Here is a 16,989-nt window from a genome sequence, read left to right on the forward strand (position 1 = left end):
GGATACCCACAACGGCTCTTTACAGATTCTTCTATTATACATTATATCACACATTACCGGTGTTTGCAAGTCCCACGGTGTCCCAACTTTTCAGCGATTTCACCGCATCGCTGTGCAGGCGGAACACGTGGGACTTGCTGTATCCCATTTCCTTCATGATCTCAGACCACGGCAGGAATTCGAGGTATCTTTTACGCAGAAGGTCACGGGCATCACCGTCCTGCACAGCATTGATGCGGATTTCCATATCGGCAATCAGCGCATCGTATTCTTCCTGCGTTTCCTGTATATCCTGTTCCAGCGCCATGATCTTGAAAACGGTGCCTTCCATTTTGCTGCGGTCGGGAGATACCGTCCTCGGCATATCATTGATGCCGCTACCGTTCATGCCTTCTGCCCGCTGACGCAGCAGGTGGATTTCGTGTATCTTACGATTGATGCGGCGGCGGAGTCGTTCCGCCTGCTCCCAGTATTCCTTCATTCCTTCACCCTCGCTTTCACGGCACTCATCATCGCCGACTGTGTCTTATCCTTATTTTCCAGAACCTTCATGATATCCTCGTCGATCGTTCCCGCCGATACAAGGTGGTGGATGACGACTGTTTCGGATTGCTGCCCCTGTCGCCAGAGGCGGGCGTTGGTCTGCTGATACAGCTCCAGTGACCATGGCATCGTGTACCAGATGATGGTGCTGCCGCCGGACTGGAGGTTCAGTCCGTGGCCTGCGGAAGAAGGCTGAATCAGCGCGACCGGGATTTTACCCTTGTTCCAGTCAGCTATATCGGCATCGCTCCTGATCTCCTTGCACTCGAAACGCTCCATGATACTGTCGCGTTCGTGCTTATACCAGTATGCGATCAGCACAGGTTTGCCGTTCTGCGCCTCGATCAGATCCTCTAATGCATCCAGCTTGTGGGAGTGTATCTGCATCACGCTGCCGCCGTCGGTATAAACTGCACCGCTGGCAAGCTGCGTCAGCTTTCCGCACAGGACACCTGCATTTGCTGCTGTTATGGAATCGCTGGCAAAATCCAGACACATCTCATGCTCCATGTCCTTGTACATTATCTCGGCAGCCTCCTCAAGGTTTACCCTATCTGCTGTCATCACGAGCTCCGGCATCTGCAGGTGATCGGTTGTTTTCATGGAAATGCTGATGTCAGCGATCTTTGCATATATCTCCTTCTCCGCTCCCTTCCTCGGTGTATATGTGAAACCATTCCAGTCCGGTGTGAAGTAGGCATCACGGTACTGCCCGATACGCTTGCCGAGACGTTCGCCCTTGTCCAGCAGACGGAACTGCGCCCACAGATCCATGAGACCGTTACTGCAGGGCGTTCCGGTCAGCCCGATGATACGCTTTACAAACGGACGTACCTTCCGCAGGGCCTTGAAGCGCTTGGACTGGTGGTTCTTGAAGGAACTCAGCTCGTCGATAACAATCATATCGAAGTCGAAAGGCATCCCGCTTTCCTCGATCAGCCATTGTACGTTCTCCCGGTTTATGATATACAGGTCAGCTTCCTTCCGAAGAGCGGCAAGGCGCTGGTCACGGCTGCCAAGAACCAGACTGTAGGTGAGTCCCTTCAGGTGATCCCACTTCCCGATCTCTGCGGCCCAGCTATTCTTGCATACACGGATCGGTGCGATGATGAGAACCTTTCTGACCTCGAAACGGTCGAACATCATATCGTTCAGCGCAGTCAACGTTATGCTCGTCTTACCGAGTCCGCATTCCAGCAATACCGCCGCCTGCGGATTTTTCTCTATAAAGTCAATCGCATATTTCTGATAATCATGCGGATTGTATTGCATCAATGATTCCTCCAATCTGCTCCGGGCTGTCCAGCACAAAGGCTTTGAAGCCCAGCCGCCGAAGTGTTCTGATTCGCAGGCGCTGCAGCGGACGTGGCGTTTCGCCGGGAGCCTTGACCTCAACAAAGCCGATTCTGCCCGACGGCATCAATACGATGCGATCGGGTACTCCTGCAGTTCCGGGAGAAGTAAATTTCCAGCATACACCGCCGACAGCTTTCACAGCTTTGACCAGTTTTGCTTCGATTTCATTTTCTCGCATAAATACGACCTTTCCAGGGATTAGTGCAGGTCGGTGAAGGTCATATACAAACCTTTCCATAGGAAGAAAATTCTATGATTTTTCTCGCCTGCGTAAAGTATGGATATGAGTTGCACCGACCTGCACTTTCCCGATTCTACGCGGTTTTTGACGTTTAAAAGTGCAGGTCAATCCAGGAACTCCAGTCGGATCTGAAGTCCGTGGACGATAATACCGCTGTTCATCTTCTTCCTTTTATATCCTGCCTGCTCAAGTGCGTTATAAAAATCTGAAGTGCTGCGGACATACTCTCCGGTATCGATGCAATACTCACGATAGCGCTTATACAGATCTCCGGATTTCTCCTGATAGCTCTTGTCTACGTCGCAGCAGTCATTGATGAATGCACCAAGCCAGTCATTGCCTTCACGGTATGCGCCGATTGCATCCAGCACGCATTGCGGGCGGTCAACCTTAAAATCGGCGGCGACCACTTTCATGGCACCCTCGATAAGCCACGAAAGAACCGCACCGCCGGCATTGTCAATCAGGTACTGCGTGTAATTCTTCTTATCGTCCTGCCCCTGAATTTTTGCATGAAACGGAATAACGATAAGTCTGCGCCATGTGCCGTCGTCAGAAGCTGCCACCTTCGGCAGGTGATTGGTATACAGCACCAGCGTATGGCTCGGCTCAAAGGAGAACGGAGCCTTGAACTTCTTCTCTGCAAAAATGGGATCGGTCGAACAGAGCTGCTTTACCACAGACGTGTTCAGGCGCATACCCTCCTGCAGCTCCGCTGCAATAATCAGACGCTTGCCCTTCAGCTCCGCCATCTCCGGTTTGACATTACGCTTGCAATTAACGGTCAGGGCATCAGCGGAGATATTGCCGGAATAGCTGCCAAGAACCTTATAAATCACATTCCAGAAGGTGGACTTGCCGTTTCTGCCGTCGCCGTAAGCAATAATCATCGCTTCCGTGTATACTTTTCCGATCAGACAGAGACCACAGATCATCTGCACATAGTCAATAAGGCTCTGATCCTTGCAGAAGAATACCTGCAAAGCGTCCTCCCAGATTTCCCTGCCCTCTTCATTCGGCACGACCGCTGTTACCTTGGTTATAAGGTCAGTCGGATCGGTGGCCCTCCAGCTATCAAGGCCTTTTGCAAGGTTATACGTTCCGCCGGGAGTATTCAGCAGCATCGGATCTCCGTCAAGCTGCTCAGGGTGCTTCAGCACCAGCGGCTTTGCTGCATCGAGCGCATTGTTCAGGCTACGGATATGGCGGTATTTCATAACAAAGCCCCTGAAGCCGTTAGAAAACTCAAATCCGCCGAAGGCAGCAAGCTGCTCCGGATTCAGATCATTCTTGAACTTTTTACCGCCTGCCATAGCAAGCATCCTCGGCACGCCAAGATCCTCGAGATTTCCGAGGCGTTCCTCAATCTGCCTGTCCGCCTCTGCAAGCTGCGCATCTGTGTGTTCGATCATCGCCATTACTGCTGCCTGCTCAGACTCCTCCCAGTAGGTGCCGTTATAGCGCAGGTAGTTCGTGGCGATAGTAAAGGCGATTTCGTCGCCGAAGCACTCAACAAAAGTGCGGGCTTCACCGACGTCAGAAAAATCATCCGGAATAAGAACGTTATCGCCGTACTGTTCAGGTGGCACATATCCTTCCTGCGAGGTGACCTTTTTTCCGAATTTGCAGGCACTCTGCCAGATACCCTCCAGTTCCTCGTCTTCAAGAGGCGGATCACATTCAGCTGCTTTATCAAGAAACTTCTGGTGCGCGTCCTCTGTAATACCGAAGCGCTTGACCAGCCTGCCTGCAATACGTGACATTGTGCTGTTACGCTGCCCTTGCGGAATGCTGCGGTTCGACTTCATCAGGAGAAGCCAGTCCTCAATGGTCAGACTGCCTTCATGCCAGACAACATCGCCCTTCGAGCCGAACAGGAAACGGGATGCGTCCAGCGCATTGCCGTCGAAAAACGGGAGCTCCTTATATATCCGTGCCTTGATGCTCTTATGGGAAGCTGCATCCTTGCAGGGAGATGTCGGAAAGAATACATGGAAACGAGGCCTCGCAGAAACGCTGCCCTTGCTGAGCATATGATGACGGCTGTATGTGACGGCAAATGCAACATCAGTGAGCTGCTCCGCCAGCTTCTCCGGAGTGATCCAGTCATCGGGATTATCGCTGTGGTCATTATCGCAGTCCATAGGAACAACATCGGAAAGCTGGAAATTTGCATCGCAGCGGGTATCATTTTCATACTTGGCGCATACATGATCGCTGGCGACGGCCTTTCTGAGATCAGCCTCCGAGGTTATGACCTTCTGGTGCGGATACAGCGTATTCTTCGCATTGCCGGTGCAGTCGGCTGTGTATAGGGTAAACTTCATGTTGTCTCCTCCAATTCTTCAGTAAAATAGCGGATTTTCATATGCTTTCGCTTGGCACGATCGATCTCCGCTTTCATGCCCTTGGAAATATTGCTGCCGAATACCCATAGCTCCGCGCACTTACTCATCAGCACCCAGTTCATAAATATCGCGGTATCGCGCTCCTCCGGGATATCGTCGTCCATAAACTGCGTAAAGAAGATATGCGGGGTGATCGGCAGACAATGACGGTCAACAGCAAAGCGGCTGTATCGGCGGGCGTTCAATATATTTCTCTCCGTATCCCCGGAGTAAGGTGAACAGATATACACGATGGGACGAAAGGCCGCAGCCTTCGCCGCTGCCTTCTCCTCCTTCTCGATACGGGTAAATGCTTCATATTCCGTCGGGCTGTAGTAGCCTTCATTGTTATACTTATTTGCCATGATCATCCCTCTTACACTTGCAGTCGCTGCAGCGCTTTCCGTTATTATGAGCATTGCAGAGATTACCGCAATGCGGGCACTTCAAGTAAACCTTCTCCGGCTTTATCAGCTTTCCGCTTACCAGCGCATAAAACCATTCAATACTGTATTTCATAATATCAATCCTTTCTATAAAATTCGCATTCATATCCATCAGCCCGCAGGAGCAGCCCTTCTGCCCATGCAGGCGTTCTTGCCATCTGTTCACATATTTCCGGAAGCGACATCCTGCGATCTGCCTCTATAATCATTTCGTCGTGTATGTGACCGACGATAAAACAGTGAGACAGCGTCTGCATAGAGTACATCAGCAGATCACGCGCTATGCCTTGAACGATATTCTCGACGAACTTCGGACCGTAGCTCTCGATGCGCTCCCACTTCTTAGATGCGCCCACGCCCATATATGTGACGGACTCGCCGCCGAACTGGTTCTCGCCGATTTCCGGCTGCGCGTAGCAGAGATTTCTCCCGGACGGCAGCGTGATAAAAAGCATCCTGCTCTGATAGCTGAACTGCAATCCGTGTGTTTCTGTGGTGGTTTTCTGCTTTATCGCTTTCTTGACTGCATCATCGACAGCCCACCACAGCGCCGTAATATGCGGGGAAGCAGCCCGCCAGTCGTCCACGATCTGCTTCAGTTCTGCATCGGTAAGGTTCAGGGAATCACCGCCCATCGCCTTCATCGCGCCGACACTACCGCCGTAGCCGCAGGCAAGCTCCGCGACCTTGCCCTTCTGACGCAGATGACCGTTTTCGCCATGCTTCACAACCGGTACGCCGAACATCTTTGACGCTGACGCGCAGTATATATCCGCGCCGTTTGCAAAAGCGTCCATGCGCCACTGCTCTCCGGCGATCCATGCAATGACACGGGCTTCGATCGCCGAGAAGTCCGCGACAATAAACTTATATCCCGGTCTGGGAACAAAAGCGGTGCGGATAAGCTGCGACAGCGTATCAGGCACATCCTCATAGAACATCTCAACCTCATCGTAATAACCGTACTTGACTGTATTTCTCGCTTCGGTCAGATCAGGGATATGGTTCTGCGGCAGGTTCTGCAGCTGAATGATGCGTCCTGCCCAGCGTCCCGTGCGGGAAGCGCCGTAAAAGCTGAACATTCCTCTTGCTCTGTGATCGGAACAGGCTGCCGTCTGCATCGCCTGATACTTCTTAACACTGGACTTTGACAGCATAAGCCGCAGCTCCAGCACCGACTTGACCGGATCTTTTGCAGTCTTGAGCAGTTCCTTCACGGCAGCCTTATCCAGACAGTCCGACTTATATCCCTGTTCTCCGAGCCATTCCAGAAGCTGATACACGGAATTCGGGTTCTCTATTCCAGTTAGCCTGCACATTTCTGCTGACAGCGTTGCCTTCGCCTGTGCATCAAGTGTAAGCGCCGCTTCGACCAGCTCCATATCAACACGGATGCCGCGATCGTTGATCTCCTGATCCAGATAAAACTGCTCCCAGATGAAATCAGGCACGGGAAAACGTGAAAGGCGCTGGTCAATGGCAAGCTCCGCCTCCACGTCCTGTTTGTTATATGCCTTGAAGGTTTCCCACTTTTCCGGTGCATCGGCAGGTGCATGAAACAGCGGAATACCGTTTTCTGTCTTATATGGAACACAAAAATACCTGATGAGTGCTTTACCCTCCGGCATCTTCTGTTGCTTCAGCTTCAGAGCAGCACCGGCGGAGGCAAGCGTTGATGGCAGACCGAGCGTTCTGCAATGGATCATGGTACACTGCCAGCCGACCGGACTGAGATAATCACCGACGGTATCGGCATCAATGCTGTAGCCGCGGAAGATCTGCGGATATTCCTCCCGCAGATATCTAGAGAGACATACACGTTCAAAATTGACATTGAAGGCTCTTTTGATGATTGACTCGTCCACCAGCGCTGTCAGAATTTCATCGGGTACACGGTCGCCGTTTGCCAGATCATAAAGCTGTACTGCACCGTCATCCATCGCCACGCTCATCAGCGTAATAGCAAAATACGGAGAATCGACGTAAGCGTACACACCACACTTGGTGATGTCACGGTCACTCCGAGTCTCCAGATCAATTTCTATGGTTTTCATGGTAACACTTCCTTAAACCCACCCGGACGGTATTCCGTCAGTCGCCCACCCGACATTTATTGGTTAATCAAGAGAGAAAATCGTCGTCGTCATCGTCAGCGAAGTCGTCCTCAGCTCTGGACTTTCCGCCGAGCGGTTCACCGTCACGGAGCTTCTGGAGATTGTTCAGTCCGCAGGCGATGCCCTTGTTGCCGTTGGTATTGAAAGCGTAGAAGTTGATGGAAGCTCTGCCGTAGATACCGGAGTAAAGCTCGCTGGTATCGAGGATCGGCTGGCAGTCAGCATCAACGACGCCAGGCTTCGTAGCACTGTTAGCGTTGATGAAGTAGCAGTCTGCATAAGCATCATCATCGGGGCGCTCCTCGTCACCGTCACGCAGCGGTGTCTTGATTGCCTTCAGGGGCGGCACGGACTTGCCATTGCCCTTGAGCTTGGACTGACCTTCATCGTAGGCAGCCTTGATAGCCGCCTTGATCTTCTCGACGGTGACTGTATCGGACTTCGGGATGATAAGCGACACGCTGTACTTCGGGGTGCCGCCGTTGATTGCCTTCGGTTCGTTCACGATCAGATAGCTGAAGCGAGTGTTCTTGCCTGTGATAACTTTTGTGGGATTAACAATCTTTGCCATGTTAGTTTTCCTCCTTGAAATCGTCGATTGTCCACGCCGGACGCTTGTCCGACTCTGGTACAAGTGTAGGTTTACCCTTCGGCTTTTCGATTAGAGAGCCGAGCAGGGTGTTGAACTTCTTAGTGCCGAGCAGCTTTGTCATCGCAGTTACGCCCATGAGCTTTTTCTCAAAGGGATCATAGCCCGCATCGGTGACAACCGCTGCAACGGCATCGGTATTTGTGTATCTACGGTTGCTGCGTCCCTCCACGACCTTGAAGCCGGGATAGCATTTGCCGCTGATAGCCTGTTCAAGCGCATATTCCTTCACATCATTCACCCAACCAATGAATGTATCTGCGCGGTCGAGGATCATGCTGATTTCGTCGTCAGCGAGAGTATCGGGGACAGCAAAGTCGTACTGCGCCAGTTGCAGGTTATATTCCGCCCGTTTCCGGCAGGTAGCCTTGATTTTGCAGAACTGGCAATGCTTGCCAGCTTTGTAGTCGCCATCGCCGGTTGCTGCAAGTGCTGCGGCAGGGATAAGGACATCGTCCGCCCAGCGAAACAGATCTTCGGTTGTGACCTCTGCCGTACTGACGTTATCGCGGCGGGGCTGAAAGATAATCATGCGAATGGTATTGATGTCATACAGGGACTCAAAGAGATTCAGAGCGCCCAGCGCATACATACGCATCTGGCTGTTTCTCTCCGCTTCGACGAGGACGCCAAGCCCGTACTTAAAGTCTATGACCGTCATTACGCCATCGGCGACAACAATACAGTCGGCAGTGCCGAAGCTCTCTGCTACCCAACGGGTGAAGTCGAGGCGCTGTTCAACCAGAACCAGCGGATCAGCGCAAGATTCCCTTGCTGCCTGCACCTGCTCCATAACGAACTCACAGTATGCGTCGGTGCTTTCCGCCATCTCTTCGTCAAAGTACGTCAAGTCTTCGGTGGGATCGCGCACATTGAAGCCCAGCGCCTTCTTTACCTTGTACTCGCAGAGGGCGTGCGCATCAGTTCCTTGCTGAGCGTAGCTGCTGCCAGTGTCGCCGCCCACGTTTTCCTTGGCAGAAGGCGGGCAATTGATCCAGCGCTCACTACTGGATGGTGAAAGAAGAGCGTGGCTATTCATAGCAATCCCTCCGCTTCCGCCAGCACCGCTGCAAAGTCACCCTCAGCAAGATCAGAAAGCTTTTCAGCACCGTACTTTGCAATCAGCTCCTTGACTTCCTGTGTATGTCCGCTGCGGCTGATCTCGGACAGACGGCTGCGGAGCTGCACAAAGGTGACAGTCGTCTCTTCCTTCTTCGGTGCAGGCTTATCCTTCGATGTCTCTGTCTGCGGCTCGTCCTTTTCGGTATCATAAATGGTCTCAAACGTATTGAGGTATTCTGTTGTAACCTTCTCCGTCAGCGCTGCGACCGCTTTTGTCAGTGCATTCAGTGCATTGATCAGTTCCATACCTTTGTCCATGATTATCCTTCCTTTCCGATCTCCCGGATTGCCAGTTCCTCAACAGTATCACCGGGAATAATTACTGTAAGATGTGTCTTGCTGCCGAGCAGAAGTCTGAGCAGCCTTTCCCTTATCGGGATTCTGCGATAGGATACAAGCCCCCTGCTCTGCATTCTTTTCCCGATGCTGATCTGAAGCGCATGCTTCATCACGCCACCTCCTCTGAAAATCATCCGGCGGTTTATCGCCTTCACAATACGGACATTACTGAGCTGCTTTGATGGGGTGTTTTATCATAATATTTCAGAAACTTTTTCCTTCCCGCCTCTATCGATTCATATACCGTCTTGAAGTTTTTCCCTTCGATACGGGATATTTCTCTGATAGATAAGCCGTCGGCAAGCATCTTGAGCCGTCTGCGCTGTACGCCGGACAGCTTTGAAAACGCGAGCCAGATACTTTCCCCCAGCTCCTCCTGTACGCCATACGGATCGTTATCCTCAGCGGCAGGATCAGCGAATTCACCGCCTTCATATGTCATAGCATCGAGTGACCAGCAATGCCGATGTTCCTTTCGGTCAAGATTTGCTTCCTCTATCCGGGAATCAACGATTACTGTACCGATCTCTTCGTTCACCTCAACCGCCTCTACCTCACCGGTACAAAACTCATATCTGATAAGCATAAAAAATCCCTCCATTTCCGAGAATGGAGGAACCACAGGCTGCAGGCGGGCATGACAAATAAGACCGCATCCAGAAGGGATTTCTCCGTTCGGACTGCAGCCGTCAGCTCAAATGACAGCCGTTCATATAGAATTTTCTGCTACAGACTGTTGAGCAACCGATGATCAGTCGGCTCAGTATACAGCAGCGGATAGTTTAACGTCTTGTCCGGGACACAGTTTTTTGCATCAGGCAGTAACCATTAAGCCTGCCTCTCAACTACCATGACTAAATTGTAGCATAGGATTACTCCGAAAAGAAGGGACGAATCGTACCCGGTTTCACGCGGAAACGACGCATTTCCGATGTGGAAATACATCCGTGATGCCGTGCATGAATACTTAAAACCGCATAGATACGCACATATTCGGAACGGGTACGAATCGTACCCGTTTTTGGAAAATGTCTTTTTCTCCGACTGGAAGCTGCGATTCAGAAACAACGTATTTAAGACATTTTCGTGATGTTTGAAGCTGCTGGAATAAATAAAACGGGTACGATTCGTACCCGAAAATAAAAAAGGCCGCCAGACATTTCTGTCTGACAGCCAAATAAAACATATTCAATTCAGGCATCTATCCGGATGCCGTTCTCATCGTAGCCGTCCACATAATTGGTAAGAGGAACAGCTCCGGCCTCTACCAGCTTCCGGTTTACCACCGGCACCGTCAGCGTATACCACTGCTTCAGCGCATAGAGTTATTCGACATCATTGCTGAGATGGATTCCAGCATTGAGGGAAAGGAGTAATATCATGAGAACGATAAGAGTTACTGGCAAGGGACAGATCAAGGTAAAGCCCGATATGACAAGAATCACCATTACCCTTGAGGGAATGTACCCGGATTGCGCAGAAACCATCCGCCACTCGTCCGAGGATACGGACAGCCTGAAAGACGTTCTCGCAGCATTCGGATTTGAGCGTACTGACCTGAAAACGCTCAGCTTCAATGTGGATACCGAGTACGAAAGCTACAGAGAGAACGACGCTTACAAGCAACGCTTTGTCGGATACCGCTTCAGGCACCTTCTCAAAGTGGAATTCGATTCTGACAACGAGCGTCTCGGCAAAATCCTGTTTGCCCTCGGAAACTGCGACCTGAATCCGGAGATCCGTATCAGCTATACGGTGAAAGATCCGGAAGCGGCAAAGAACGAGTTGCTCGGAAAGGCTGTCAAAGATGCGAAAGAAAAGGCTGTGGTAATCACAGCAGCGGCAGGCGTAACTCTGAAAGACATCCAGAGCATTGACTACACCTGGGGTGAGATTGAGTTTGAAGTCAACCCAATGAACCGTCTTATGAAGGCTTGCGCACCTGTTCCGGCTGCTTGTGAGGATGCTTGCTACGATATGGATATCGAGCCTGATGACATTAAGGTTGCTGACACAGTGATTGTTGTGTGGGAGATTGCATGACGCCAATACTCTTGCTTTTTCGCAGATATTATGTTATACTATTCTGTAAGAAGCAAGCAATAAGGCTGAAAAGTACATCAGAGAACGTCTTGCTCATGCAGGGCGTTTTCGCTTTAATATGAAAGAAGTGAATATATGGCTGAACAGAAGATTATCGACCGGGAAACCTACCGTGCGATAAAGAAAATGAGCCGTGAGGAACTTCAAGCTTTCCTGATGCGCTACGCTAACGGACTGCTGGAGAAAGACAGAAAGTTCCTTGATCTGCGGGAGGTTGAAAAAGACCTACGGCAGATCAAGGGTATTGGCGATAAGCGCGTCGAGGAAATCATGGCAGTATTTGAAAAGCATCTCAGCGTGTAACTACTTCTCTATACGTCTACTTACCAGACGATTAGGGATCATTTTGATAATAAGCAGCTTACATATCAATTAAGCCACAAATATATGTAACTGCTACCGGATCAATATTTATCTGAAAATAAGAGCTAAAGGGGGCGTTATTTAATGGAGAAAAAAATCGAAGAGCTAAAATCCAAACTGCGAAATATTGATACCAAGGAAATCCTAGGTTGGATTGCAACTCGGTTTGTTACTGGTATTGCTGAAGGAGAGGACGCATCAGAAGCATCAGATATATTTAATAAAACTAATCTCATGTCGCCTCAAAAGCAATACCTATATCTTGCAGGGTTACTTATGAGTACAACTCCTTCCGATACCGTTCAAATTCAGAATGTAGCAAAATACGAAGAAATAGAAAATGATCTTCAAGAAATAACGTCTACATACTATAATGGATTTTTGCCCTCTATTGACGAGTTTTCTTCGCTTAATGATACCGAAAAGCAACAACGATTGATTTCAGCATCTGCCTTCCTTTCGTATTTTGATATGGGCGATCTAAGATATGAAGAACAAACAGAGCAGTTAATTAACGAACTTTTTTCTCAATTTGATGATGAATTACTGTCCATTACTGGTTTATCTATTAACGACTATTTATCTTTTTATCATTATGTTAAAATGAAAGTACAAGAATCCATTGATAAACCAAGACAATTAATGGAATCAATATTTGAGAAAATGGATGGTGAATTCTCTGAAGAGGCGTACAATGACTTTTTGAAAAGCTCACAAGACATACGTGAGCCTCTTATCAATTCTATAAACGGTTTCTTTTCAATTAATATTGCCGAGATTTATCAATACTTTGGAGATAGAAAAGCCTCAACACTTATGGATTTGTTTACAATCGAACGCAAAGAACGCGATTTTAAATACTACAACGATGAAAATCCTTTTGTAAATCAGCCATTATGTAAATTGGGAGATACGATATTTGTTGCAGTTCCAACTTTTCTTCTTAATGCGATTTATTATAAAATCACCAATTTGTTGGAGAACCAGACCGGAAAGGCTGCTTCAAAATATAGCAAGAAAAAAGCAGATCGGGTTGAAGAGATGTTCCTCGAACGATTTAAATTAATTTTTGGAGACAAAGCTTCCTATCATCAAACCGTTTGTGAAGAAAAAGGAACAAAGGAACACGACTTACTGATAGAATATAAAGACTTCATCCTTATTGCTGAGATTAAAGCCTCAAAAGTTAGAGAGCCTTTCTTCAATCCAGAAAAAGGGTATAAGCGCATCTATGATCATTTTAATTCTGATAGTGGTATTGGCGGTGGATATAAACAGGCAATTATCTTAAAAAAACTGATTGAGAGTAATAACTCGACCACTTTATATGAACAGAAAGTCAAGCCTTTTTCAATTAGCGACGTACACAAAAAAACAATTCTACCACTCGTCCTAACACTAAATCAATTCGGAGAAATTGCTATAAACACCTCGCAGCTATTAGAAAAGGAAGAACATGAACCCTATCCTTGGACTTGTAATCTCCATGATTTTGAAAACATCATAGAGATTCAAAAATATCTGAGAAAGACTCCAGACGATTTTATTAATTACATAGTATGGAGAATATCACATCACAAACAATTTATGTCGTTTGACGAATTAGAAATTATTGAGCAGTATTATTGCAACCCTTCCTTCGTGTCAGGAATTGATGATGATACCGCGATTATGACAATGCCTTTTGGTCCGAATTTGATTGATAAAATATACTTTAAAAAACATGGAATTACTTATAATATGCCAAGCGATCCCGTGGATTCTGTTAATTCAGCAACCATGAGTGATGCATCTCCATTTCTCAATTCAGCACCAATTATTATGGGGGCTTCTTCTCCATTTTTTGATCCAACTCAAATACCGCTAATAATTCCCCCAAAAATAGGTGGTAAAAAGCCTTGCCCATGCGGAAGCGGAAAAAGGTTTAAAAGATGCTGTAAAGGCAAAGGAATTTATGACTAAGAGCGATTAACAATTCTCCTTTATGCTTATTCTCCCGTGAACAGAGCGATTATCGACATATTTCCACGCATATAAAGCACCGAAAAAACAACCAATCTACGCACTCACGGAAACCACTCTCCCCTACTCCGGATTATACGTAATCATATCTTACGTCTTGGCGCACGTTGAGTGCGTAGTATTGATGTCAAAGAAAAATTAAAGAGCATAAGAAAAGTGCCGAAAATTCGGCACTTTTTCTCTTATGTAGGAATGAGCGCTTTCACGGATTCGTAATTATGCTTGTCCTCGGGAACAAGTCCGGTGTCTTTTTCAGATACAGCATGTCTTTTTCAGATAAATTGATAAGGCTCATAGCTTTCATTCATCAAGCTGCAGTTCTGCTATCTCGGCAGTGAGCTGCATACCTCTCTGATGCAGGAGCATCTCCTTGTTGTACTTGAAATATTTCTCGCTGCCATATTTTGAGATAAATGATGACGCATAGGGATTGATTGTCAACTCGGTTATAAATATCATCATTTCCTGACCGATGCCAAAGCAATCCTCAACGAATCCGAAAGCATTTTCCAGCATTTTGCCAGCTGCAGGCGATACTTCCAGAAGCCCTTCCTTGCAAACCTGAAAATCTGACCGTATAATGTCATCGCTTGAACCTCTGTCGATCGTCAGCTTTTTTTCAAGCACCTCTATGATCTTCACAGTTCTGTGAAAGGTGGCTTTTTCGTCAGCAGATACACCCGCTGCAAGCTTCGCAGCCGAAAAATCACTCCTGTATTTATCCAGACCCTTTCTGACAATTTCTGCGGTGATACCGTTGTAGTCAGTCTTATTCCGCCGCAGTTCCTTAATGAACATCATATATTTCCTGAGAGCCATTTCTGCAATACAGATGCTCTTGAATTCGTGTCCGAGGCCGTCAAGCAGCAGACCGATAATGCTGAGCCTTTCATCAAAGGCGGCAGCGGAGGCTCTTTCCCGGAGCTGCTTGGTGACCTTTCCCGAAAGGATGTCCTTGATCTGGTAGTCAGACTTGTATTTGTTGAACAAGTCGTAATATATCGCAAAATCCCTTGCTATGCCCTTGTGGCGGAGATACTGCGAGATCAGCATTTCATTTACAGTGATATTGTTCTTCTCCATCAGCCATATCATATTTGACAGGTCGTTCCAGCCGCGGGCAGTTACATAGCTTTTGCCATCGACCGTAGTCTCGATGAGGTAAAAATTATCCTTCTTTATGTTAAGATAGGTCGTTATGGACGGGTGGATATTTTTCTTTGCGGCATAGTGCGTCCATACGCTGAATTCCGGCTCGACTTCAATGACCTTCAGTCTGTCCCATGTAACTATGTCAAACTCCCTGACAGAATTATTGTACTCCGGCGGATTTCCCGCAGTGACAACTATCCAGCCGTTCGGCACCTTGTGGCTGCCAAAGACCTTATACTGCAAAAACTGTAGCATTGACGGGGCAAGTGTCTCACTGACGCAGTTTATCTCGTCGATAAAGAGTATGCCCTCCTTTACGCCTGTATTCTCCATAACCTCATAAACACTGGCGATGATCTCTGACATTGTGTACTCCGAAATGCGGTATTCTTTGCCTCCGAATGTTTTTTTCTCGATGAAGGGAAGTCCCAGAGCGGACTGCCTTGTGTGGTGGGTCATTGAATATGAGACCAGACCGACTCCAAATTCCTGTGCAATCTGCTGCATAATGGCTGTCTTGCCGATTCCGGGAGGTCCTATAAGGAACACCGGGCGCTGCTCCTCCTCCGGTATCAGATATTCGCCGAATTCGTCCTTTGCGAAGTATGCCGTCATAGTGTTTTTTATTTGTTCCTTTGCCTGTGCAATATTCATCAGATCTCATCCTCCATTAAAACAAGTTTTATCGCCCAGGGCGGAACCTGCGGCACATAGGTCTCATCCTCCTCAACGAAAACGAATGCAGTCTCGTAAGGTGGCTTCCTTTCAGGAAAGTCTCCGTAGCCGTCTGTGAAATAAATCAGCCCTTTCAGATTGGTGAATTTCTTCTGTTCAAGCAGCTTATCCACAAGTAAGAACACAGGTCTGAAATCCGTTCCGCCAAAGCCGTGAAGCGCCATACGAGCAATATAATTATCGAATTCCTCCTGCGACGTGATCATAACGTGTTCCTGTATTTCGGTATCACACTGAATAATGTGGACGTTTATCTTTCTGAAAAAGCTCTCTGTCTGCTTCATAATATTATATGTCTTGTTGAGAAAGGTCTGAACAAGGTCTCCGGACACAGAGCCGGACGTATCAATGGCAATGACGAACTCCCTTATCCGCTTGACGTCTTTGTACTCCAGCGGCTCAATCAGCGGCATATTATTGTAAAGCTTTAGTCCATAGGTGTAGTATATATAATCGAATTCATCATCGTTCACCTGCATTGCCTCTCCCATAACGGCAAACTTCTTCAGGAATGAGGTATAGTCATATTTTTCCCTGTTGAGTGCCTTCAAGCTCTGGAGCATACTGTCTGCCTTATCGCCCTGAGTCTTTGACACAGTCTCCATATCTACCTGTATTCGTCTGGAAATAACTGCCCAATCCGCCTCGGAGCAGAGTGCTGGTGCCTCAGAAGTGCTGCTGCCTTGCTTATCTCCGAGCATCTGTTCATCATCATCGCTGCTGTTTTCGTTATTGTTCCCACCTATGCCGAGCTGCTCCTTCTCATTCGGAGGCATATACCAAAGCCGATGATCATCAAGGGAAAAAATATCCTCCAGTTCGCTGAGCTGCTGTTCATCGGGAGGGTCATCCCTGAAAAGCTTGTAGACCTTCTCAGCGGTAATGATATTCAATTCACTCTCAAAGTGCCATAGTTCACGCATCAGAAGATTGCTGCGTCCCGCTTCGAGCTGCGGAAGAGACATTCCGTAGATCATGCTCTCAACTGCAACATCACAGGCAATATCCCAAAGCCGGCGATCAATGTCAAGTCTGACAAAATTGTGCCGAAACACGCAATGCAGAAGAGTATGAAAATACCGCCGCACAGTCAGCGCATTATTATCGACATAGCTTTTCAGCAGGAAATTCGGGTAATAAACCAGATGCCTTCCGTCAGAGCCAAATTTCATAAAATCTACCGGCAAAGGTTTCAGTCTGCTCAGAGCAGAGTCCATAAAACGCAGATTCAGAATTATCGTATTTCTGCAATTATTCAACACCTGACCGCTTAGATGAATGATTTTCTCATCTCTGTCCAAAAACACCACCGCCTTTCGTTCCCTAAAACAAATCTGACAAAGCACAAAAAAGCGGCTCCCGTATCAGCTTCCGGGAAGCCGCCTTCAATATTTCTATGATATTCAGGATGCTGCTT

Annotated in this window: 16 protein-coding genes; 3 read left to right on the top strand and 13 right to left on the bottom strand. The window is 48.0% G+C overall.

The window, feature by feature from the left end:
• Positions 1 to 46: 46 nt before the first annotated feature.
• The 11 genes from BMX22_RS07725 to BMX22_RS07775 form a co-directional block, all read right to left on the bottom strand.
• A complete protein-coding gene (locus BMX22_RS07725) occupies positions 47 to 481 on the bottom strand; it encodes a DUF1492 domain-containing protein (protein WP_074741894.1) in 435 nt (144 codons plus the stop codon).
• Positions 478 to 1,815, bottom strand: coding sequence for an SNF2-related protein (locus BMX22_RS07730; protein ID WP_074741895.1), 1,338 nt, complete (start codon positions 1,813 to 1,815; stop codon positions 478 to 480). Before BMX22_RS07730 ends, BMX22_RS07725 begins: the two co-directional genes overlap by 4 nt.
• Positions 1,796 to 2,077 carry a VRR-NUC domain-containing protein gene (locus BMX22_RS07735; RefSeq protein WP_074741976.1) on the bottom strand — a complete coding sequence of 94 codons (282 nt, stop codon included), beginning with the start codon at positions 2,075 to 2,077 and terminating at the stop codon, positions 1,796 to 1,798. Before BMX22_RS07735 ends, BMX22_RS07730 begins: the two co-directional genes overlap by 20 nt.
• Before the next feature lie 167 nt (positions 2,078 to 2,244).
• A complete protein-coding gene (locus tag BMX22_RS07740) occupies positions 2,245 to 4,467 on the bottom strand; it encodes a phage/plasmid primase, P4 family (RefSeq protein WP_074741896.1) in 2,223 nt (740 codons plus the stop codon).
• Positions 4,464 to 4,892, bottom strand: coding sequence for a DUF4406 domain-containing protein (locus BMX22_RS07745; RefSeq protein WP_074741897.1), 429 nt, complete (start codon positions 4,890 to 4,892; stop codon positions 4,464 to 4,466). Before BMX22_RS07745 ends, BMX22_RS07740 begins: the two co-directional genes overlap by 4 nt.
• Before the next feature lie 158 nt (positions 4,893 to 5,050).
• Positions 5,051 to 7,027 (bottom strand): DNA polymerase, encoded by a 1,977-nt coding sequence (locus tag BMX22_RS07750; protein ID WP_074741898.1) that lies wholly within the window; start codon positions 7,025 to 7,027, stop codon positions 5,051 to 5,053.
• Positions 7,028 to 7,094: 67 nt separating this feature from the next.
• Positions 7,095 to 7,658, bottom strand: coding sequence for a DUF2815 family protein (locus tag BMX22_RS07755; RefSeq protein ID WP_074741899.1), 564 nt, complete (start codon positions 7,656 to 7,658; stop codon positions 7,095 to 7,097).
• A 1-nt stretch (position 7,659) separates the two neighbouring features.
• Positions 7,660 to 8,775: a DUF2800 domain-containing protein gene (locus tag BMX22_RS07760; protein ID WP_074741900.1), complete on the bottom strand. Its 1,116-nt coding sequence runs from the start codon at positions 8,773 to 8,775 to the stop codon at positions 7,660 to 7,662.
• On the bottom strand, positions 8,772 to 9,116 hold the full coding sequence (locus BMX22_RS07765) for a hypothetical protein (RefSeq protein ID WP_074741901.1): 345 nt from the start codon (positions 9,114 to 9,116) through the stop codon (positions 8,772 to 8,774). The genes BMX22_RS07760 and BMX22_RS07765 overlap by 4 nt, the downstream gene beginning before the upstream one ends.
• 2 nt (positions 9,117 to 9,118) lie before the next feature.
• Complete coding sequence (locus BMX22_RS07770; protein WP_074741902.1) at positions 9,119 to 9,307, bottom strand: hypothetical protein; 189 nt, start codon at positions 9,305 to 9,307, stop codon at positions 9,119 to 9,121.
• A 41-nt stretch (positions 9,308 to 9,348) separates the two neighbouring features.
• Positions 9,349 to 9,783, bottom strand: coding sequence for a hypothetical protein (locus BMX22_RS07775; RefSeq protein WP_074741903.1), 435 nt, complete (start codon positions 9,781 to 9,783; stop codon positions 9,349 to 9,351).
• Positions 9,784 to 10,577: 794 nt separating this feature from the next.
• Here BMX22_RS07775 and BMX22_RS07780 point away from each other — a divergent pair.
• The 3 genes from BMX22_RS07780 (at position 10,578) to BMX22_RS07790 (ending at position 13,625) form a co-directional block, all read left to right on the top strand.
• On the top strand, positions 10,578 to 11,240 hold the full coding sequence (locus BMX22_RS07780) for an SIMPL domain-containing protein (protein WP_318259710.1): 663 nt from the start codon (positions 10,578 to 10,580) through the stop codon (positions 11,238 to 11,240).
• 135 nt (positions 11,241 to 11,375) lie between these two features.
• A complete protein-coding gene (locus BMX22_RS07785; protein WP_074741904.1) occupies positions 11,376 to 11,603 on the top strand; it encodes a hypothetical protein in 228 nt (75 codons plus the stop codon).
• Positions 11,604 to 11,747: 144 nt separating this feature from the next.
• A complete protein-coding gene (locus tag BMX22_RS07790) occupies positions 11,748 to 13,625 on the top strand; it encodes a YecA family protein (RefSeq protein ID WP_074741905.1) in 1,878 nt (625 codons plus the stop codon).
• A 360-nt stretch (positions 13,626 to 13,985) separates the two neighbouring features.
• Here the strand turns inward: BMX22_RS07790 and BMX22_RS07795 are convergent, their stop codons facing one another.
• Together BMX22_RS07795 and BMX22_RS07800 are read right to left on the bottom strand one after the other, a co-directional pair.
• Complete coding sequence (locus BMX22_RS07795) at positions 13,986 to 15,491, bottom strand: ATP-binding protein (protein WP_074741906.1); 1,506 nt, start codon at positions 15,489 to 15,491, stop codon at positions 13,986 to 13,988.
• On the bottom strand, positions 15,491 to 16,744 hold the full coding sequence (locus BMX22_RS07800; protein WP_318259711.1) for a VWA-like domain-containing protein: 1,254 nt from the start codon (positions 16,742 to 16,744) through the stop codon (positions 15,491 to 15,493). Before BMX22_RS07800 ends, BMX22_RS07795 begins: the two co-directional genes overlap by 1 nt.
• Positions 16,745 to 16,989: the final 245 nt, after the last annotated feature.

This window comes from Ruminococcus sp. YRD2003 (assembly GCA_900109435.1).
Taxonomy (GTDB): domain Bacteria; phylum Bacillota; class Clostridia; order Oscillospirales; family Ruminococcaceae; genus Ruminococcus; species Ruminococcus flavefaciens_G.

Coding starts and splice junctions, on each gene's coding strand:
- BMX22_RS07725 (WP_074741894.1), bottom strand. CDS start 481: ATGAAGGAATACTGGGAGCAGGCGGAACGACTCCGCCGCCGCATCAAT.
- BMX22_RS07730 (WP_074741895.1), bottom strand. CDS start 1,815: ATGCAATACAATCCGCATGATTATCAGAAATATGCGATTGACTTTATA.
- BMX22_RS07735 (WP_074741976.1), bottom strand. CDS start 2,077: ATGCGAGAAAATGAAATCGAAGCAAAACTGGTCAAAGCTGTGAAAGCT.
- BMX22_RS07740 (WP_074741896.1), bottom strand. CDS start 4,467: ATGAAGTTTACCCTATACACAGCCGACTGCACCGGCAATGCGAAGAAT.
- BMX22_RS07745 (WP_074741897.1), bottom strand. CDS start 4,892: ATGGCAAATAAGTATAACAATGAAGGCTACTACAGCCCGACGGAATAT.
- BMX22_RS07750 (WP_074741898.1), bottom strand. CDS start 7,027: ATGAAAACCATAGAAATTGATCTGGAGACTCGGAGTGACCGTGACATC.
- BMX22_RS07755 (WP_074741899.1), bottom strand. CDS start 7,658: ATGGCAAAGATTGTTAATCCCACAAAAGTTATCACAGGCAAGAACACT.
- BMX22_RS07760 (WP_074741900.1), bottom strand. CDS start 8,775: ATGAATAGCCACGCTCTTCTTTCACCATCCAGTAGTGAGCGCTGGATC.
- BMX22_RS07765 (WP_074741901.1), bottom strand. CDS start 9,116: ATGGACAAAGGTATGGAACTGATCAATGCACTGAATGCACTGACAAAA.
- BMX22_RS07770 (WP_074741902.1), bottom strand. CDS start 9,307: ATGAAGCATGCGCTTCAGATCAGCATCGGGAAAAGAATGCAGAGCAGG.
- BMX22_RS07775 (WP_074741903.1), bottom strand. CDS start 9,783: ATGCTTATCAGATATGAGTTTTGTACCGGTGAGGTAGAGGCGGTTGAG.
- BMX22_RS07780 (WP_318259710.1), top strand. CDS start 10,578: ATGAGAACGATAAGAGTTACTGGCAAGGGACAGATCAAGGTAAAGCCC.
- BMX22_RS07785 (WP_074741904.1), top strand. CDS start 11,376: ATGGCTGAACAGAAGATTATCGACCGGGAAACCTACCGTGCGATAAAG.
- BMX22_RS07790 (WP_074741905.1), top strand. CDS start 11,748: ATGGAGAAAAAAATCGAAGAGCTAAAATCCAAACTGCGAAATATTGAT.
- BMX22_RS07795 (WP_074741906.1), bottom strand. CDS start 15,491: ATGAATATTGCACAGGCAAAGGAACAAATAAAAAACACTATGACGGCA.
- BMX22_RS07800 (WP_318259711.1), bottom strand. CDS start 16,744: ATGAAATTTGGCTCTGACGGAAGGCATCTGGTTTATTACCCGAATTTC.